General features: G+C 47.0%; 22 protein-coding genes and 1 pseudogene. 12 read left to right on the top strand and 11 right to left on the bottom strand.

What is annotated here, in order from left to right:
• The first annotated feature begins 30 nt into the window (after positions 1 to 30).
• From ABV409_RS05855 to ABV409_RS05835, 5 genes are all read left to right on the top strand, one after another.
• The gene (locus ABV409_RS05855) at positions 31 to 909 is read left to right on the top strand and encodes a cell division protein FtsX (RefSeq protein WP_353876610.1); all 879 of its coding nucleotides are present in this window, start codon (positions 31 to 33) and stop codon (positions 907 to 909) included.
• Positions 910 to 1006: 97 nt separating this feature from the next.
• Positions 1007 to 1270, top strand: a complete 264-nt coding sequence (locus ABV409_RS05850; protein ID WP_353876609.1) for a DUF3098 domain-containing protein — start codon at positions 1007 to 1009, stop codon at positions 1268 to 1270.
• A gap of 1 nt (position 1271) precedes the next feature.
• A complete protein-coding gene (locus ABV409_RS05845; RefSeq protein WP_353876608.1) occupies positions 1272 to 2066 on the top strand; it encodes an undecaprenyl-diphosphate phosphatase in 795 nt (264 codons plus the stop codon).
• A 34-nt stretch (positions 2067 to 2100) separates the two neighbouring features.
• Complete coding sequence (gene truB / locus ABV409_RS05840) at positions 2101 to 2796, top strand: tRNA pseudouridine(55) synthase TruB (RefSeq protein ID WP_353876607.1); 696 nt, start codon at positions 2101 to 2103, stop codon at positions 2794 to 2796.
• An 84-nt stretch (positions 2797 to 2880) separates the two neighbouring features.
• Positions 2881 to 3600 carry a hypothetical protein gene (locus ABV409_RS05835; protein WP_353876606.1) on the top strand — a complete coding sequence of 240 codons (720 nt, stop codon included), beginning with the start codon at positions 2881 to 2883 and terminating at the stop codon, positions 3598 to 3600.
• Here the strand turns inward: ABV409_RS05835 and ABV409_RS05830 are convergent.
• The 6 genes from ABV409_RS05830 to ABV409_RS05805 all read right to left on the bottom strand — a co-directional run bounded on the left by ABV409_RS05830 (position 3583) and on the right by ABV409_RS05805 (position 10306).
• Positions 3583 to 4209, bottom strand: a complete 627-nt coding sequence (locus ABV409_RS05830) for a thioredoxin family protein (RefSeq protein WP_353876605.1) — start codon at positions 4207 to 4209, stop codon at positions 3583 to 3585. The genes ABV409_RS05835 and ABV409_RS05830 overlap by 18 nt on opposite strands.
• Before the next feature lie 78 nt (positions 4210 to 4287).
• Positions 4288 to 5196 (bottom strand): YitT family protein, encoded by a 909-nt coding sequence (locus ABV409_RS05825; protein ID WP_353876604.1) that lies wholly within the window; start codon positions 5194 to 5196, stop codon positions 4288 to 4290.
• Positions 5197 to 5199: 3 nt separating this feature from the next.
• A complete protein-coding gene (locus ABV409_RS05820; RefSeq protein WP_353876603.1) occupies positions 5200 to 6603 on the bottom strand; it encodes a TolC family protein in 1404 nt (467 codons plus the stop codon).
• Positions 6600 to 7952, bottom strand: coding sequence for an HlyD family secretion protein (locus ABV409_RS05815; protein WP_353876602.1), 1353 nt, complete (start codon positions 7950 to 7952; stop codon positions 6600 to 6602). Before ABV409_RS05815 ends, ABV409_RS05820 begins: the two co-directional genes overlap by 4 nt.
• Entirely contained in the window at positions 7945 to 9627 is a 1683-nt protein-coding gene (locus ABV409_RS05810) for a peptidase domain-containing ABC transporter (protein ID WP_353876601.1), read from the bottom strand. The genes ABV409_RS05815 and ABV409_RS05810 overlap by 8 nt, the downstream gene beginning before the upstream one ends.
• A complete protein-coding gene (locus ABV409_RS05805) occupies positions 9620 to 10306 on the bottom strand; it encodes a TetR/AcrR family transcriptional regulator (protein ID WP_353876600.1) in 687 nt (228 codons plus the stop codon). The genes ABV409_RS05810 and ABV409_RS05805 overlap by 8 nt, the downstream gene beginning before the upstream one ends.
• Before the next feature lie 125 nt (positions 10307 to 10431).
• Here ABV409_RS05805 and ABV409_RS05800 point away from each other — a divergent pair, with 125 nt between their 5' ends.
• The 4 genes and pseudogenes from ABV409_RS05800 (at position 10432) to ABV409_RS05785 (ending at position 13638) form a co-directional block, all read left to right on the top strand.
• Positions 10432 to 10821: a hypothetical protein gene (locus ABV409_RS05800; RefSeq protein WP_353876599.1), complete on the top strand. Its 390-nt coding sequence runs from the start codon at positions 10432 to 10434 to the stop codon at positions 10819 to 10821.
• Positions 10805 to 11191: a hypothetical protein gene (locus tag ABV409_RS05795; protein ID WP_353876598.1), complete on the top strand. Its 387-nt coding sequence runs from the start codon at positions 10805 to 10807 to the stop codon at positions 11189 to 11191. The genes ABV409_RS05800 and ABV409_RS05795 overlap by 17 nt, the downstream gene beginning before the upstream one ends.
• Positions 11192 to 11312: 121 nt before the next feature.
• Positions 11313 to 11876: a DNA-3-methyladenine glycosylase I gene (locus ABV409_RS05790; protein WP_353876597.1), complete on the top strand. Its 564-nt coding sequence runs from the start codon at positions 11313 to 11315 to the stop codon at positions 11874 to 11876.
• A 103-nt stretch (positions 11877 to 11979) separates the two neighbouring features.
• A pseudogene (locus ABV409_RS05785) lies at positions 11980 to 13638 on the top strand (solute:sodium symporter family transporter).
• 4 nt (positions 13639 to 13642) lie between these two features.
• On the opposite strand, the gene aat reads toward ABV409_RS05785, so the two are convergent.
• From aat to ABV409_RS05770, 3 genes are read right to left on the bottom strand one after another with little or no spacing between them, the layout of a single operon-like run.
• Positions 13643 to 14317, bottom strand: a complete 675-nt coding sequence (gene aat / locus ABV409_RS05780) for a leucyl/phenylalanyl-tRNA--protein transferase (RefSeq protein ID WP_353876596.1) — start codon at positions 14315 to 14317, stop codon at positions 13643 to 13645.
• 33 nt (positions 14318 to 14350) lie between these two features.
• On the bottom strand, positions 14351 to 15727 hold the full coding sequence (locus ABV409_RS05775; RefSeq protein ID WP_353876595.1) for a short-chain fatty acid transporter: 1377 nt from the start codon (positions 15725 to 15727) through the stop codon (positions 14351 to 14353).
• Between the two features lie 2 nt (positions 15728 to 15729).
• The gene (locus tag ABV409_RS05770; RefSeq protein ID WP_353876594.1) at positions 15730 to 16107 is read right to left on the bottom strand and encodes a DUF3127 domain-containing protein; all 378 of its coding nucleotides are present in this window, start codon (positions 16105 to 16107) and stop codon (positions 15730 to 15732) included.
• A gap of 121 nt (positions 16108 to 16228) precedes the next feature.
• Here ABV409_RS05770 and ABV409_RS05765 point away from each other — a divergent pair, with 121 nt between their 5' ends.
• Positions 16229 to 17377: a sensor histidine kinase gene (locus ABV409_RS05765; RefSeq protein ID WP_353876593.1), complete on the top strand. Its 1149-nt coding sequence runs from the start codon at positions 16229 to 16231 to the stop codon at positions 17375 to 17377.
• A gap of 2 nt (positions 17378 to 17379) precedes the next feature.
• Positions 17380 to 17730, top strand: coding sequence for a hypothetical protein (locus ABV409_RS05760; protein WP_353876592.1), 351 nt, complete (start codon positions 17380 to 17382; stop codon positions 17728 to 17730).
• Here the strand turns inward: ABV409_RS05760 and ABV409_RS05755 are convergent.
• Both ABV409_RS05755 and greA read right to left on the bottom strand, forming a co-directional pair.
• Positions 17723 to 18115: an HIT family protein gene (locus ABV409_RS05755; protein WP_353876591.1), complete on the bottom strand. Its 393-nt coding sequence runs from the start codon at positions 18113 to 18115 to the stop codon at positions 17723 to 17725. The genes ABV409_RS05760 and ABV409_RS05755 overlap by 8 nt on opposite strands.
• A 58-nt stretch (positions 18116 to 18173) precedes the next feature.
• Positions 18174 to 18650 (bottom strand): transcription elongation factor GreA, encoded by a 477-nt coding sequence (gene greA, locus ABV409_RS05750; protein ID WP_353876590.1) that lies wholly within the window; start codon positions 18648 to 18650, stop codon positions 18174 to 18176.
• 177 nt (positions 18651 to 18827) lie between these two features.
• On the opposite strand from greA, the gene ABV409_RS05745 reads away from it, so the two are divergent.
• On the top strand, positions 18828 to 19265 hold the full coding sequence (locus ABV409_RS05745) for a Rieske (2Fe-2S) protein (protein ID WP_353876589.1): 438 nt from the start codon (positions 18828 to 18830) through the stop codon (positions 19263 to 19265).
• The last annotated feature ends 17 nt before the right edge of the window (positions 19266 to 19282 follow it).

The following is a 19282-nucleotide window of genomic DNA, read 5'->3' as shown; positions in this document are numbered from 1 at the left end:
TTTTCTATTTTTACGTAACGAAACCCATCGATGAGTCAATATATTGAACGGTATCAGCGCAGACGCTTGATTTCCTCCTATTTTTCGGTTACCCTGAGTATTGCACTGGTCTTATTCCTGCTGGGAATTTTGGGCATGTTGGTGCTCAATACGAAAAAATTGGCCGATCATTTCAAAGAGCAGATCACGGTGTCGGTCTACCTTAAAGACAACGCCAAAGCGGTTGAGATCGATCAGCTTCAAAAAAGTTTGGCCTTGGCCGAGTACACCAAAACCGCGACCTATGTTTCAAAGGAAGATGCCGCAGAGGAATACAGCGAGGATATCGGCGAAAACTTTGTGGAGTTTTTGGGGTATAATCCCCTAAAGAATTCTGTGGATGTGACCTTGAACGCCGAATTCGTTTCGCCAGCCCAGATTGCCGAAATCGCCGAATCCCTGAGTGCTAGGACCTATGTCGATGAAGTCAGTTATGATGAACCCTTGATCGCTTTGTTAAGTGACAATGTTAGTAAGATCGGCTTTTGGATATTGATCGCTAGCCTGGTGTTCACTGTGATCGCGGTACTTTTGATCAACAGTTCGATCCGCCTCTCCATTTATTCGAAACGGTTTATCATCAAAACCATGCAAATGGTCGGTGCTACCAAAAAGTTCATTCGCAGGCCCTTTATCTGGACCAACGTGAAATTAGGACTTTTCGGGGCCCTTTTGGCCTTGCTCGCCCTGGCCATGGTCGCCTATTATGTGGACCGGAATTTTCCCGAGCTTGACATTTTCGGGGATGTTGGGGTGCTGATCATTCTCTTTGCCGGGGTTTTGGCCTTAGGGGTGATCATTTCCTTGTTGAGCACCTATTTCGCGACACAGCGGTTTTTGAACCTCAGAACCGACGACCTGTATTATTAAGCTTGCACCACCTGGGGAAACGAAGCGATCGATCTTCTGAAAATATTTAGATTCCAAACAATTAGATTGCGTAACTTGCGTTATTAAATTCGAGTAAATGAGTAAGAAAAATAGTACGGTTCAGAAACAAAAACCTGAATTCATCTTCCAAAAGAAGAACTATGTCTTCCTATTTATCGGATTGGCATGTATCGCTTTGGGATTTATTTTGATGAGCGGTGGGGGAAGTGACGATCCAAATGTATTCAACCCTGAAATCTATAGTTTTAGAAGAATCCGTTTGGCCCCGACCTTGGTTTTGATCGGACTTGGCATTCAGATTTATGCCATTCTGTTGGACCCCAACAAAAAGAAAAAGTAAATTGGATATAATCGATGCGATAATCCTTGGTATCATCCAAGGATTGACCGAATTCCTTCCGGTATCCTCCAGTGGTCATTTGGAATTGGGCAAAGCCATTCTCGGAGCGAATTCCATCCCTGAAGAAAGTTTATTGTTCACCGTAGTGCTGCATTTCGCCACGGCTTTGAGTACGATCGTGATTTTTCGAAAAGACGTGCTTGAGATCATCAAGGGCATCTTTCAGTTCAAGTGGAACGAGGAGTTCCAGTTCGCCGTAAAAATCGTGATTTCGATGATTCCGGCGGCCTTGATCGGATTTTTCCTTGAAGATTTTATGGAAGTGTTTTTCGATGGGGCCATTTTGATCGTCGGCATCATGTTGATCATCACCGCCGTGTTGTTGTATTTGGCGGATATGGCCAAGACAACGGCCAAAGGGGTATCGTTCCGTAGTGCTTTTGTAATCGGCATGGCCCAAGCGGTCGCTATGCTGCCCGGAATCTCAAGAAGTGGCGCCACGATTTCAACCGCAGTGCTTTTGGGGATCGATAAGACCAAATCGGCTCGGTTCTCCTTTTTGATGGTGGTTCCGTTGATCTTCGGAAAAGTGGCCAAAGACCTTCTCAGTGGGGATATCAATTTCGAAAGTGCCCAAATGGGGGCCATGGGGGCCGGTTTCATTGCCGCTTTCTTGGCGGGATTGGTAGCCTGTACCTGGATGATCCAATTGGTCAGGAAAAGCAAACTCACCTATTTTGCCATCTATTGCGTAGTCGTCGGACTTATCGCCATCGCTTGGAGCATCTGGGGGTAAATCGCTATCTTTTCCCGAATTTTTCCCAACATCCATGATTCCAACGACTAAGGACGCCTATTTGGACGGTCAGATCTTACTGATCGATAAACCTCTGGAATGGAGCTCCTTTCAGGCGGTCAATAGCCTTAAATGGGCCCTCCGGAAAAAATTCGACCTCAAAAAGATCAAAATCGGGCATGCCGGTACCTTAGACCCGTTGGCAACAGGGCTTTTGATCATTTGCACCGGTAAATTCACCAAGAAAATACCCGAACTCCAAGGCCAGGCCAAAACCTATACGGGCACCATCACCCTAGGAAGCACCACACCATCTTATGACCTTGAAACCGAAGTCGACGCGACTTTCGCGACCGATCATATCGACGAGGCACTGGTCAGGGCCACCACGACCAAATTCATTGGCACCATACGACAAACACCCCCGATGTTCTCGGCTTTGAAAAAAGACGGAAAACGCCTCTATGAATTGGCCCGGGAAGGAAAAACGGTAGCGGTCAAGGAACGGGAAGTAACCATCAGCGCTTTCGAAATCAGTAGCTTTGCCCTTCCCGATATCGAATTTGAAGTGGCTTGTAGCAAAGGGACCTATATCAGGTCCTTGGCCTACGATTTCGGCCTCGCACTCGACTCAGGGGCCTACCTAAGTGGTTTGCGGAGAACCAAAATAGGGGATTTTGACGTAGATAATGCGATAAGTCCTTTAGAATTCAGGGAACGGCTCGGCTAGGTCTTTTACAGGAAAAAGCATCGGTCAGGGCGTATTACCGGATGAAGCAAAATAATTACCCGAATTTCGGGTTATAGATAAACCATGGATCTGAATAGGAAGCAATTATCGTTTTTGATCACCTTTTTCGCGATGTCGTTAATGGTGCTATTGCTATATAACATCCATTTAGGCGCCACCCAAGAAGATGAGTATGTCATCGAAATGAGTCTGGCCGACGAAGATATTGAGGAGCTGATCAAAGAAGAGGAGGAACGCATGGAAGAAATGGCCAATGCCGATCCAATCAAGAGCCATATGGCCTTTAATGAAACCGCAAAACCTACCTACGGCACACCGGAACCTCTAAAGACCCTCGAAGAGCTTATGGAAGAACGGGCCATGACCCAAGCGCCCAACGATTTCAATGCGAACACCGAAGGATTCAACGCCAGTTTAAAGGAATTGGCTGAAAAACGGGAAGCCCGCAAAGAGGAATTGGGTGAAAAGGAAGCCCAAAAGAAAGAGTTCACCAACCATTTGGCCGATAAGCGGACGTCGATTTCATATTCCTTGGTCGACCGCAATGCCTATCGATTGCCGCCACCCATTTACACCTGTCTCGAAGGGGGTAAGGTGGTCATCAATATCAAGGTGAACGCCAGTGGTCAGGTCTTCGAGGCCGATTTCAATGCTAAAAGTTCGGGTACCAATGACTATTGTTTGATTGAGAACGCCATAGCCTATGCGTTGAAAGCGCAATTCAACAGTTCGAACAAAGCTTCGCAGATCGGAACGATCACCTACCTATTCCAAAGCAAGTAGTCCTAAAAGATCTTCTGCGATATTCTTTCCCTTGTCCTTATTATACCAAACTTGTAGCTCTTGTTTGAATTCAGGGCTCAAGGCACCGTGTGCTTTTTTATAAGCCTTCACCATAGCAGTGGCCTTGCTGGGTCTGGGGCCCCATGTATCGACTACGGTACCATCTTCACCCTCTAAGACGAGCAACTTGGGTATAGACCGCGCCCCATTGGTCAAAAAGCGATCCATCAAATCCTCATGTTCATCGCGCAACACGATCTTTAAATCAAAGTTCACATTGGCTTCGACGATCTTGTTCATGACCGGCAAACTCGGGGAAGCATCACCACACCAACTTTCGGTGAGCACCAAAAACGTCAATTTACGATCACTTCCGGCAATTGAATCCAACTGTTCCTGGGATAACTTCAGTGTCTTGTCCCAACGGTTCATCCTTCGGTCATTGAGTTGGGTATAATTGATCAGGGCTTCGGTTTGGGCCGGTCCTGAACTTGCACCTTCACGGGCCAAACGGGCGACGTAGTCGCGGTAGGTCGTATAGTCCATGCTTTGATCAAGTGCCTTCGTAATCATGGCTTCCTGTTTCTCGATATCAACCGTTTCGTTCATTGTTTTGCTTTTGAATCTTGAAATGCAATGGTCGTTGCAATTTGGAAAAGCTAACAGCTTGGTTTCCGTCTGGGCAGGTCATAGCTTCCTTTTCTTCACCATCCCACCACGGGTATCATTGATACTGCTCATGATGACGAACGCCCCTTTGTCGATTCGTTCGATCTCAGCGGTGAGTTTCCTGATCTCAAGCCGGGTAATCACAGTGTATATGACGTCGTAGGTGTTTCTTTTTCCTTGTTTGCCATAGCCTCCGATGGCATTATAGACCGTTAAACCCCGGCCCATCTTATCGGTGATCATTGCACGGATTTCCTCACTAGCAGGCGAAATGATGGTGACGCCTGTATATTCCTCGATACCATCTACGATAAAGTCCAAAGTCTTCGAAGCCGCCAAATAGGTCAACATCGAATATAAGGCCGCTTCTATGGAAAGCAAGTAGCCTGCCGCCAGAAAGATGAATACGTTGATGATGATGATCACGTCCCCGATTTTCAGGGTCAATTTCCTACTCAGGTAAATCGCCAAAATCTCGGTACCGTCCAACACACTCCCGCCCCGAATGGAAAGACCGATTCCGGCCCCGAGGAAAAAGCCTCCGAAAACCGCGACCAACAACTTGTCTTGGGTCACTTCAGGAAAATCGATCAGTGCCAAGATCAACGCCAATCCTAATATGGCCAATAGTGCTTTTAAGGCGAATTGGCGGCCTATCGTCGTATAAGCGAGCACCAAGAACGGCGCGTTCACCAAAACGATCAATACCGAAAGCGGGATCAAAGCCACTTCGGATATCAACAAGGAAATGCCGGTTGCCCCACCATCGATAAAGGTGTTTGGCAATAGGAAACTTTCAAGACCGAAGGCGGCTGAAAAAATCCCCAAGGCGATAAAAACCACATCACGGATTTCGCCTAAGGGGCCGACGCCCCTTTCTTTATCTGGATTGGAATCTAGTCCTCTTTCGGCAGCTGCGGTTTCCATATCCTATAAACTTTCAGGGTTGATGGCCAGGCTCTTGAACAGCTTGGCCTTGGTGCCGAAAAATTTGTTACGCAGCTCGTTTTGCTTGAGTTGGGCATCGATCAGCTTGCTTTCTCGGGAATTGATCAAAAACAAGGAGCTTTCACCGAAGCTGAATTTGCGTTCTTCAGCGGCCAAGAGGGTACCGTAATCGGTCACGATGTTTTCGATCAATAGGTTCTGGGTATCGAACGAATCCAATTCACGATAGATCGCCAGCACCTTATTCTGGATCTCGACCTGGGCGTTATCACGCTCGAATTCGGCATCCTGTAATTTGAATTTTGCCAATTTCAAATCGCCGCGTTCCTTACGCAGGAACAAAGGGAAACGAAAGGTCAGCCCGCCTTTGTAGTCTTCAAAACGAAAACTTCCAATCTGATCGGGGGTCTCGGTCAAAAAGTTGTATTCGACATCGATCCTAGGCAATAATTTGTTGGCTTTTAGTCGCTTGTCAACGGTCAGGCCATCGATTTTATAGTCCAAAGAGCGGAGCTTCGGATGGTTCTCCAAAGTGAAGCTATCCAACGGTTTCCCCATGATCTCTAAGGTGGCATCAATGGCGCCACTCAAATCGGGCTCGGGTATGACCCCTGGTTGGAGTTCGACGGGCACATTCTCGATCCACAGAAAATTCGACAATTCGAGCGAACGCTTCATCAACTTAACTTTGGCCTGCTCCAAGCTCAATTGCCGATTTTGGACCGCGATCTTAGCCTCTACCGTATCGATCATTGCCCGATCTCCGGCCAGGGCACTCTTTTTTATCCCTTCGAATCGAACTTGGGCATTCCCTAAAAAGTTATTGAAAATCCCCGCATCCTTATGCGCTTGCAACCAATCAAAATACGCCATGGCTGCATCGAACAGGACTTGGTTGACCAAAAGGTCTTGATCGGCTTTTGACTGTTCCCTGAAGAACTTGGCCTTGCGAAGCGTGGCCATTCGCTCATTGATCCAAAACCCTTGCCCTAACGACATCGAAACCCCGGCACTGTATAGGCCGTCTTCGGGTAAGAACTCATCCCTATTGGTGAATTCCCCCTCGATCTGCTCGAAGTTCCCTTTCAGTTCGATGCCAAAATAGGTCGGTATCTTAAAGGTCGCGTTCAGGCGGTCCCAATATTCGGTGCCCTTGAATTCCTTGCGATCATAGTCGACTTCCAACTTGGGGTCGAAGCCTCCTCGGGCCTTCATCAAATTCGCTTGGCCGATCCCAATGGTCAATTGGGCCTGTCGGGCGATCGGGTGGTACTTTTTGACATAACCCAAGTACTCATTGAACCGCAAAGTCAGGCTGTCGTTCTGGGCATGACCAACCGTACCGACGCATATCAGAAGGCAACAAACAAGTAGTCTTGTCCTCATTTCTTATCGGCCTTGGCCATGTCGTTTTGGGGTTGATAATAATTGGGGGGGAAACCGTTCAATTGCCGCCATAGTTCGAACCAAATCGGTACGTCTTCAAGAAGGGCAATGGTATTGGCCCCTGATCCGACCCGGAGGTCTTTCGGCCAGTCGTGATCGTCGGCATCTGGGGCCAACAACACCCGGTATTTCCCATTTTCACTGATAAAAGTTTCGATCGCGACCACGGTGCCCCCGTAAGTTCCATAAGAGACGTTGGGCCAACCACTGAAAACGATCGCCGGCCATCCGTCAAACTGGATCCTCACTTTTTCGCCAATATGGAGCAAGGGCAAATCGATCGGTTCTACAAAGGTCTCTACCGCCATATCGATATTGGCGGGCATGATCCCTACCAGTCGATCTCCTTCCTTAAAAGTTTCACCGATACCCCCTTGCAAGGCTTTGTTGATAAACCCACTTTGCGGGGCCTTGATATAATACAAATCGTTTCGGATCTCGTAATTCGTATACTGGTTTTCCAATTTCGTTACCTGGGCTTCGGAGTCGAACTGGTTCGATTGGGCGGTGAACATATCGCTCTGCGCCTTTGAAATCTTATCCGTATATGAGGCACGTACCCGATTGATTTCTACTTCGGCATTGATCACCTCGTTCCTACTGGCCAATAACTTGTTCTGTTGTGAGATCAACTTCGCCTGGGTTTCTTGCAACTTCAGGCGCTTTTCCTCCACATCGGTCAATGCCTTAAGGCCTTCAGATTCTAACTGTACGACCCGATTGAACTGTCTTTCTGCAATGGTAATGTTGGTTTTGGCCGCCTCAAGATCGATACTATCGCTTTGCACCTTCAATTTCGATTGCAGCAATTTGTTCTTGGCCTGCTCCAATTTCAAACCGCGCTCATTGGTCAAAGCCCCGATTTGGGTGTTCAGCGCCTTGACCTTTTCTTGGTACGAAGTAACCGCCATTTCCTTGGCCTTGATCTGTTGGCCGGTCCTGGCGACCAAATTCGGATCGAAATATTCGTTCTTGACCTCTGAAATAAACAGGATCGTATCGCCTTTGGCCACAAAATCACCCTCACGCACGTACCACTTCTCTATCCTTCCCGGAATGGGCGATTGTATCGTCTGTGGTCGTTGATCCGGGGTCAAGGTCGTCAAGTAGCCCTTACCGGTGATATTCTGGGTCCAAGGCAAGAAAAGCGTAATGAACCCTATAATGGCAAAGGCCATTAAAAAGCGGTTGAAGTGTTTGAAATGCCTTTTATGGAAGACCCTTCGGGCCGCCTTGAACCTCGTCAAGTCAACTTTCTCATTCAGCTTGTTGTGCGAAATATTAAGCATTGCCTCCTTTTCTTTCGTTTATCAATTTGCCACCATCAATAGTGATGATACGGCCACATTTTTTGATCCACTTCGGGTTTTCACTGACAATGACCAAAGCCCATCCGTTGGAAGGGTCGACCAAAAAGTCCATCATCTCATTGGCCTCTGCCTCCCCGAATTGGTCCAAAGGATCTTTGAGGATCAAGAGTTTGGGCTTTCGAACGATGCTCCGTGCCAAAACGATCTTCTTCGAAACCGTATATGGGATCTGTTTTCCTTCCGGATACAACATGGTATTCAACCCATTGGGTTGGTCTTTCACGAATTCGGTCAACTTCGTTTTTTCAAGGGCCCAATACACCTGTTCCTGTGAAATATCGGCATCCCCAAAAGTGATGTTGTTCAAAATTGTGCCCTCAAAAGGGGATTCCTCGCTCAATGACTGTCCTAAGTGGGAGCGGTAATAATTGAGGTTGATTCCTTGTAAGGCCACATCATTGATAAAGATCTTACCCTCATCAGGTTCCAAAATGCCTGCCATGAGCCGCAATAAGGTGGACTTACCCGAACCACTCGGGCCTTGGAACAAGATGGTACATTCGGGTGAGATCGACATTGAAATACCATCAATGATCTTTTTATCTCGTTCGGGTACCCGATACGAGATATCCTTTAGTTCGACTACGAAACCTTCGTTTCTTTTAAAAGGCCGCTCACCGGATTGGGGTTCCAATTCTTTATCGACAACCTGTCCCAATTTTTCAAGTGAGGTCAACAGATCGTAGAATGTCTCCAGGCCCAAAATCAACTTCTCGACCGAACTGATCACTAAGAGGATGATGATTTCGGCAGCGACGAACTGCCCGATGTTCATTTCTTGATTCAGTACCAAAAGTCCACCGATCAACAGCAATCCGGCAGTGACCAACACCTTGAAACCTACCATTTGAATGAACTGTAATACCAAGATCTTGAAGTGGCTTTCACGGGCTTCCAGATACTCCACCACCAAGGTATCATTCTTGTCTATAGCATGGGAAGTCTTTCCTGAAAGTTTGAAACTGACAATAGATCGTGCGATTTCCTGGATCCAGTGGGCCACCTTGTACTTGTGCTCCGATTCGTCCAAGCTGGTCTCGAGCCCACGTTGCGCCGTGAACTTGAAAACCACATAAATCAACAACAGCAACAAAATCCCGTAAACGATAAAAAAGGGATGGTAGAACGACAACAACAATAGCCCGAAAATGATTTGAAGCAAGGCCGCTGGAAAGTCGATCAAAATCTTGGACAAACTCTTCTGTACCGTTAAAGTATCGAAAAAGCGGTTCGCCAATTCCGGCGGGTAGTAGTTTCGCAACTGGCTCATCCTAATTTTCGGAAAACGATAAGAGAACTCGAAGGAAGAGCGTGTAAATATTTTCTGTTGCACATTTTCAATAATGCGTATCTGCATTAATTGGAGCACGCCGACAAAAGCGACCCCTAAGGTCACGAGCACCACCAATACGATCCATGAGGTACTCACTTGGGCGCCTTGTATGAGGTTGATGATGGCCTGAATCCCCAGTGGCAGGGACAAATTGACCAAACCTGCGAAAATAGCGTAGTAAAAGACCTGTAGAATGTCTTTTCTATCCAGCTTTAAAAGGCCAATTAACCTTTGCCAAGCTGTGAGAATGTTTTTAGCCATTCGATTGTGGATTTAGTGTATTGAACACCAAGTTTGCGAAGAAATCCCCTGGACTGATGGTCTTGTTGCAATCGGTCAGGGTGGCGAAATGGGAACGGAGGAAATGCTGGTGCATCACCCCTTCGAGTACGGTGCTGGCCAAACTCATCGGAAAGTCGTAAGCCGGGTCATAGGCATGTACCATTTCACCGATCCGGGTCACCATCCGCTTATAGATACCGAAATACCCTTCCTTGTTCTCTTGATCTACCTCTTTGGTCAGGAAGGATTTGTACGATTCATTAATAACGATTTTATGGAGCAATACCTCATTGATGTGCGAAAAATGCAAGTCTTGGTCGGGGGCGCCTGAAACCACTTCGAGGGCTTTGCCCAATTTCAGCTTGGGGTCTGAAATGCTGTTGGTCGAAAAGACCAGGCGGTATTCGACCCAACCCCAATACCACGAGGTCAAATACACCAATAACTTGTGCTTATTCTCGAAATAGCGATAGATCGAACTTTCGTTCGAGCCGATCTTAACCCCTAGTTTTTTAAAGGTGAACGCCTCAAAACCCATCTCATCGATCATGACGATGCTTTGTTCGACGATGCGTTTTCCCAAATCGGAAGACTCCGGATCTTTCACATAGATCTTTTCATTAATCCCGATTTTCACACTTTGCAATAATCGCTCCATATCAAAATTTTACCCCGCAAAAATAATAGTATTACTTTTATATATTAATAGATTAACTAATTTTTAACGGTGGTAAAACTATAATACTTAACACTTATACTATCTTTATACTGAAAATGAGATGAATGGTTCGACTTTTACCCGTGTTTCTTGGATTGGTTTTCTTTTCGGTCAACGCACAACAGCGGTTGTACGAAATCCGTTTTGAGCATTTCAATGAAAGCAGGGGCGATAGTGAAAAACGACTCATCGCCGAATTGCCATACTTAGAGACCGTGGTGCAGTTCAATCCGATGAATAGTAGGTCTGGCTTAGGGCCGGTACTCAACCTTCACGGGAACATCGTGGTCATCGAGCAAATGGACGTGCAGCCCGATGGAACGACGGCAGTGGTGATACGAAGGGAAGACGGAAAGGATTTTTTTGGCTATCGGCGTACCCTGAAAGCGATCTTGAGACCGATCGATCAAATGGATTCCATACCTAAAACCAATACAAATGAAAACAACGATTAACGGCTTGCTGATCTTTCTGTTCGCGATAGGTCTTCATGCCCAAAACAAGGTACCGGTCGTGAACATTGGTGACGAACTGAAAATCGCCTCCGTTCCCTCCAATGATTATGAGTATATCGAAGTGCCCCGAAAGAACATCATTATGAAACGGGGCGGGATTTTGAATTTCTCGAAATTCAGGAACAGTAGCGTCATCATCAAAGATCTGGTCTACGAAAAGGAAACGTCATACGCTATAATCGAGCGTACCGATAAAAGACGCTTCTTTAAGGCCTTCAGAACCCTTACGGTCGATATCGAGGGAGCCCTTGAAGCAGGGGAGCTCACTCTTCCGAAGTCGGAAGGCGCTCAAGGTGCGATCGTAAAATAACGTTTGTTCTCTGTAAAAGCATTGGCCCGCTTCATGTTCACCTTTTTTTCCTGGGCCGATGCTTTTCCTTTAACGAATGCCCCTTTATACGTATCTTGAACAAAATCTTTAAGCGCATTGCATGCAGGTCAACCGCTGTGGCTGGAGTGAAGGGGACGCACTTTATGAAGCCTATCACGATGAAGAATGGGGAGTGCCCGTAAAAGATGACGGGATCTTATTCGAATTCCTGGTCTTGGAAACCTTTCAAGCAGGATTGAGTTGGATTACCATTCTTCGCAAACGTGAAAATTTCCGTTCCGCCTTCGACCAATTCGACTATCGAAAAATCGCCGGGTACCAGCAGCCCAAAATCGATGCCCTACTTCAAGATACCGGTATCGTGCGGAACAAATTAAAAGTAAACGCGACGGTAAGCAATGCCAAGGCCTTTATGACGGTACAAGAAGAGTTCGGTAGTTTCAGCGACTACCTTTGGGCCTTTGTAGACCATACCCCGATAAAAAACGCTTGGACCAACTATAAAGACGCCCCGGCAACCACTCCGCTTTCGGATACCATTAGCAAAGACCTGAAAAAAAGAGGGTTCAAATTCGTGGGCAGCACCGTGATCTATGCGTTCCTACAAGCCGTTGGAGTGGTCAACGACCATGAGGTCGGTTGTTTTCGGTATGACCAAGTCTAATTCCAAACCACTGAAGACCTGCTAGGAATGGCATCTAGCACCCAGCTCGGCCAATACCGATATTTTCACTATTTTAGGTCACCAACTAACGATAACAACCGCTATGGGACTACTTACCTTACTTTCTTTTTTGGGCTTTACTTTATTCGTTGCCGTGGTGGCTTGGTACGCCACCCGAAAGACCGACGAAAAATCAGCTGATGGTTTTTACTTGGGCGGACGGAGCCTTGGGGCGATCACCATTGCGGGCTCCTTACTGTTGACCAACCTTTCGGCCTAACAGATCGTAGGCTTGAACGGTCAGGCCTTTGACGAAGGGCTGATGGTGATGGCCTGGGAAACCTTGGCCGCCATAGCCATGATTTTCACCGCTATTTATTTGTTGCCCAAATACATGAGTAAGGGTATCACGACCATTCCCGAATTTATAGAAAAACGTTTCGACAAGCAGACCAAGGCCTTGTTATCCATATTGTTCTTGTTTGCCTATGGGATCGTTTTGTTACCGACCATACTCTATTCAGGTTCCTTAGCGTTCAGCACCATGTTCGATCTTCCGGAGGTGCTCGGGATGGCACCCTGGACGGTGATTTGGCTCTGCGTTTGGACCATCGGACTTATCGGGATGGTCTATGCGATTTTCGGCGGACTGAAAGCGGTTGCGGTATCGGATCTCATCAACGCGATCGGTTTGTTGATCGGTGGATTATTGATTCCGATTTTCGGATTGATGTTGATCGGGGACGGAAGTTTCGGGAAAGGCTTGGATATCTTATGGGAAAGCAACCCGGAAAAGTTCGTGATGAAAGGGGCAGTCGATTCATCGATTCCGTTCGGAACGGTCTTTACCGGAATGATGATCGCCCAAATCTATTATTGGGGAACGAACCAATCCATATTACAACGTGTGTTCGGGGCCAAGAGCCTTAAGGAAGGCCAAAAGGGGATGTTACTCGCCGCCTTCGTCAAATTCGTGATACCGGTAATCGTTGTACTACCGGGCATCATCTCATGGCATGTCTTTGAAGGGCAGTTGGAAAATGCAGATCAAGCCTATCCTGCCCTAGTTGCGAAAGTATTGCCTGCCGGACTGACCGGATTCTTCGCTGCCGTACTTTTCGGTGCCGTCTTGAGTTCGTTCAATAGCCTACTGAACAGTAGCGCGACCTTGTTCGGATTCGACTTGTTTAAAATGTTCTTCAAAAAAGATGCTACCGATATGGAAACGGTAAAGGCCGGTAAACGATTCGGACTGGCCCTAGGCATCATTTCAATGACCATTGCCCCTTTTATCGCCAATGCACCCGACGGGCTCTTCAGCTACATCCAACAGTCTTTGGGTAGTTTGAGTGTTCCCATTCTTGCCGTGGTGATGACGGGCATCATGACCAAGAAAGTACCGGCCTTAGGAGCTAAGGTAGTCATGATCGGAGGCGTTCTATTGTACCTCATCAGCTTGCTGTTCTTGGAACCGCACTTCAGGGAAACCGCCGTGGCGGCCGCACAAGCCCAAGGGATCACCGATCTTTCGCAATTAAGCATTATCAAGGCCGAAGCCTACCCACACTATTTGCATGTTATGGGCATCTTGTTCGTGTTCAATGTTTTGGTCATGCTGGCCTTTGGAAGGTTCATGCCGAAGACAGAGGTCATGGCCGAAGATACGACCGAAGCCATCGATACGACTCCGTGGAAATATGCGATGTTGATCGGCGCCGTAATTTCGGTCTTGGTGATAAGCACCTATTTCATATTCTCCTAAGGGTTTAAATTTTAGCCCCCTCTTGTAGGATATCCATAAACTGAGGTCTCGGAATCAGTTCGGCCCCTAGCGTCTGTAAATGGGCGGTATGTACCTGGCAATCGATGAGCTGATAGTTTTGTCGCTGGAGTTCTTGCGCCATTTGGATGAAGGCGAATTTCGAAGCGTCGGTCACTTTGGAGAACATGCTTTCCCCACAAAAAACATGGCCAAGGTCGACACCGTACAACCCACCGACCAATTCACCGTCTTTACTGACCTCGTAAGAACGTGCGAACCCTTTCTTGAACAAACCGATATAGGCCTCTTTCATATTATCGGTGATCCATGTCCCTTTCTGACCCTTGCGGGTCAACGTTGCACATTGTTCGACAACGGCCTCGAAATGTTGGTTCACACTGAGTTCAAAATCGGATTTGGCCAAGACCTTGCGCATGCTTTTCGAAATCCGGACTTTTTCAGGAAAGAGGACCATTCTGGGGTCTGGGCTCCACCATAAAATCAAATCATCATCGTTGAACCAGGGAAAAATTCCGCTTTGGTAGGCCAATAAAAGGCGTTCGGTCGACAAATCACCACCTACCGCCAAAAGCCCGTCTTCGTTGGCCAAGTGTACCGGAGGGAATTCGAGCCTATCGCTCAAAAAATACAACGGAAAGTCGTCGCTGTTCTTTTCCAAGGCAAAGTTTTCTTTTAAAGGTATTCAAAACCCCTAAAAAAGCAGCAATCCGATCAGATAAATCACACCGCCTACCAAGAGGAACAACATGCTATACGGCAAGATTTCCTTGGCTTTCAACTTGGTAATCCCCAATAAGGGCAGTGCCCAAAAAGGCTGTAACATATTGGTCAATTGATCGCCATAGGCCAAAGCCATGATCGCCTTTGGCAAAGGTACTCCCAACTGCACTGCGGATTGGATGACCAAGGGCCCTTGAACGGCCCATTGCCCTCCACCGCTTGGCACGAAAATGTTTACCAATCCTGCACTGAAAAAGGTAAAAATAGGCAAGGTCGTGGTCGAACTGATCGAGACGAAATAGTCCGATATTAGGGCAATCATCCCACTTCCGGCCATAATCCCCATAATCCCGAAATACAATGGAAACTGGATCAAAATACCCGAAACATCCTTTATGGCCTCTTCAACGGCGTTCAGAAAGGACGCGAAACTTCCGTGTAAAACGATGGCAAGCCCGAGCATAAAAAAGTTCAACAGGTTCGGGGTGATGTTCAAACTGCGCAGGGCGGGGAGGTACTGGATGAAGAACGCCCCCAGTAAGAGCAGTCCGAAAAATAAGGCCATGGGCTTCGAATGGTCGAGCTTTTCGGCCCCGACCGGAGCCTTCCCATCAAAACGCTGCATGTGGTACGATGGCAAACGAAACGGTTTGGCCGCCGTCTGCTTGCCTAAATAAAACACCAAAACCGATATACATAAGCAAACAATACAGAAGAGTATCAAGTTCCAACTACTGAAAACGGTTTCCACCGTTGAAATGCTATTGGGCAATTCGATTGAAAACCCGTTTTGTTGGATGGTCGACATCAGGGTTTTCAAATGTCCTTCTTCAGACACCTTTATCGGGGCCGAACCGCTAATACCCCCATGCCAAACCATCAAGCCTACATATCCTGAAGCACCGACCAAAGGATAATTGATCGGAATGTTCTTCGCTTGGGCATACTCCCCGACCTTTCGCGCCAAGATGGCTCCGAAAATCAAGCCAAGGCCCCAATTGAAAAAGGCAATGATAAGGGTCGGCAGGGCGACTAAAACGGCTGCATTGGCCGAATTCGTAACGAATCCCACGATTTTTAGGATCAATCGTTCCATCGGACGGCTAAGCACCAGCACATGGCCGAGTACCAAGATGAGCATCATTTGGTAGGCAAAGACCAAAAGGGCATTGTTCCACACCCCTTCTTCCCAATACGATAAAACTTCGAAAAAACGGTTGTCGCCTGTAGCGGAATCGGTGAAGGCGGTGGCCAAGCCTATGGTCAATAGGGTCAGCACCACCGCAATGGTAAAAGGGGACGGTAGGAATCTACGAAATAAGCCTTCGATGATCCGGGTAAGGCCCATGGTTAAAAGGGCAGGTCGTCGTGCTCTTCTTCATTAAGACCATCGGCCGGCTCAAAGGTCTCCAAGGGAGGCAATGGCGCGGCGTTGGCCGAATCGGCGGCTTGTTCAAGATTCTCGATACGCCATCCTTGGATCGAATTGAAATACTTGGTCTCCCCTTGTGGGTTGACCCATTCACGTCCTCTTAAATTAATGCTGATACGGGCCATTTGACCAACTGAGAAATTGTTCAGCAAATCACATTTATCTTGGATGAACTCTACCAAAATGTGTTGTGGATATTGCTCCTCGGTCGTGATGACGACCTCTCTTTTACGAAACCCGTTGCTGCCATACGTTTTGGTTTCGTCGATCATTTTTATTCTTCCTTGAACTTCCATGGTAACCCGTTTAGATAATCACCAAAAATACATAAAAACGACCCCAACGAGAAGGTATTCGAAGACGGCTTTTCAACAATTTTTTCCTTTTTGCGTTATCTTTAGATAGAATACTACAGCAATGCAGTTCAACCGGAAAAGGCGCGCCTCGAATGTCATCATTTTGCTATCGGCATTTGTGGTGGTAAGCCTAATTTTATGGAACACGAACATCTTTTTTGAGAAATTCAAAGAAGAAGAGCGCCTAAAGATGGAAAACTGGGCCGCTGCCCAATCCGAACTGCTGCAAATGACGGTCGACCAAGAACTGGGCAACCTGACCCTCAAGGTTTTGGGCAACAATACGACCACCCCCATGATCCTGGTGAACTCCAATGGTTCGGTAAAGACCCACAATATGCCTGAGGAAATCGAAAGTGATTCGACGGCCATTGCGAAGCGTATAAAGCGATTCGCCAGTGAAAACGCCCCGATTATCGTTGACGATAAAGGGGAAGTCCTGGCCACCCTGTATTATGGCAATTCCGAAGTGCTCAACAAACTGAAATACTATCCCATCGCTTTGATGTTGATCATATTCCTTTTCGGAGCGGTGATTTTTTTCTTTTTCAAAACCAATAAAGCTTCAGAACAGAACAAGCTCTGGGCGGGTATGGCGAAAGAGACCGCCCACCAGATTGGCACTCCCTTGACCTCCTTGTTGGGCTGGAACGAATTGTTGAAGTCGGAACAGATCAATCCGGAAATCACCGTCGAAATCGAAAAGGATATCGCCCGTTTGCAAACGATTACCGAACGGTTTTCAAAAATTGGTTCGGTTCCTGAACTTCAAGTACATGATATCGTTTCTGAAACCGAAAAGGCCTATGAATACCTGAAGCGCAGAAGTTCGAAATTGATCCACTTCTCCTTTAGTTCCGATATCGCGGAAATGCCGGTATTATTGAACCTACCCTTATTCAATTGGAGTATTGAGAACTTGGTGAAAAACGGTATCGACGCGATGAAGGGCAAAGGCAATATCGCGATCCAAATCGAACAAAAAGGGGGCATGGTCCAAATTTTGGTTTCGGATACCGGCCATGGCATCGCCAAAAGCGATTACCAAAGTATTTTCAACCCAGGGGTCACCTCCAAAAAACGGGGTTGGGGCTTGGGACTTTCGCTGGTCAAACGGATTGTCGAAGAGTACCACAAAGGAAAGATCAAAGTACTTTCTTCAAGCAAGGAAGGTACCATCATGCAAATTTCACTACGCGCTAAAGTATAGCTATGGCCAAGGAAAAAAATATCGCTATCAAGCACGCGGACCTCACCAATAACTGTCCGGAATGTTTCAATCAGGAACTTAAATTGACCTTCTACCAAAAACATACCTACAACCCCTTTTTCCACCGAACGACCGGGGAAGTCACCCATGAGATCAAATGCAAAAAGTGTTATTCCATCATCTATCCTGTGAATTGGACGGAGGACATTGAACGTGTCTTTGAATACTATCAAAAATTGGTGGCGGCTGATCGGCCTTCGGTGCGCTTCACAACGCTGTTTTACGTTTTGACCCTATTGCTATTGGCTGCAGCGGCAGCCCTTGCGTATTTTTACCTCGAAGGATTCAACTAAGCTCTTTTCGGATGCTTTCAGCGGTTCGTTCAAAGGCTTCCGTATCCATGGAGACCTTATGTTGAAAGGTGGCGTTTTCCATCGATTGCAACGGAATCAAATGGATATGTACATGGGGCACCTCAAGCCCGATAACGGTCAGGCCCACACGTTCACAGGGTACTGCTTTCCCGATAGCCTTGCCGACCTTCTTCGCAAAGGCCATCAAGCCGAGATAAGTGGCATCATCCAAATCGAACAATTGATCGACTTCCTTTTTGGGTACACAAAGGGTATGGCCCACGGCATTTGGGTTGATGTCGAGAAAAGCAATGTAATCGGCATCTTCGGCAACCTTGTAAGAAGGGATGTCGCCGTTGATGATCTTGGTAAAAATACTGGCCATGGTTCAAATAAAAAATCCCGTCTTGTGAGACGGGATTAAAAGTAAAGATTTTATCCTGTTATTCCCTGGTGATTTCAAGAATATCGAATTTCATTACCCCGTTCGGTACCTGTATTTCGGCCACTTCTCCGACCGACTTTCCCAAAAGCCCTTTTCCAATGGGCGAAGTCACGGAGATCTTTCCCGATTTCAAATCGGCTTCACTTTCAGCGACCAAGGTATATTTCAGTTCCATCCCATTGGTTTGGTTCTTGATCTTTACGGTCGAAAGCACCAACACCTTTGAAGTATCCATTTGGGATTCATCGATCAAACGGGCATTGGCCAAGGTGGCCTCCATTTTGGAGATCTTCATTTCGAGCAGGCCTTGGGCCTCCTTCGCGGCATCGTATTCGGCATTTTCCGATAGATCCCCTTTATCTCGGGCTTCGGCAATAGCCTGCGAGGCTTTAGGACGTTCGATATCACGCAAGTGATCGAGCTCTTCGCGCAATTTTTTCAATCCTTCAGCCGTATAGTATGATATCTTTCCCATATCCATTCCGTTTAATGCAAAGGCGCACTGTGGAAAATCGATTTCATTTTCCCAATGCCACCTTGTAGTCCTTTTAATAGAAAAATCCTCTGCTAGACCCTAATTGATTGGTTTTTAGCGAGGATTTAACGCAAAGATACACAAATTTTAGGCATTTTTGCCCAAAATCATCGGTTTATGAGGCTCCCCTCCCTGTTGCTCTGCTTGCTGATCTTACTTTCCTGCGGGAACGATTCCACCAATCGGAATCCCTTTTTACAAGAAGTCGGTTTTCAGTTCGAATTGAACCTCAACCTGCCCCTATACAACGGTCTTAACAATATCGGAAATCCGGTCTATGTCGGAAATAATGGCGTGGGCACCCGCGGTGCTTTTGTCATGCGTACCGGTAACGATACTTTTTTCGCCTTTGAGGCCAGTTGCCCAAACCATACCCCGAACGCCTGTTCGACCATGACAATCGATGGGCAAAATGTTACGTGTTCTTGTGAAAATTTCACCTATAGTCTGTTCACGGGCCAGCAACTCAACCGACCTGATGATGGCGTTCGGTATTACGATTTGCTATTTTATCGAGCCGTTCGGAGCGGGAATTCGGTCATCATCTCGAATTGACGTCAAACCCCCTTGCG

It is taken from the genome of Flagellimonas algarum (assembly GCF_040513375.1).
Classification (GTDB): Bacteria; Bacteroidota; Bacteroidia; order Flavobacteriales; family Flavobacteriaceae; genus Flagellimonas_B; species Flagellimonas_B algarum.
This window is presented reverse-complemented; position numbering and strand designations above follow the sequence as displayed.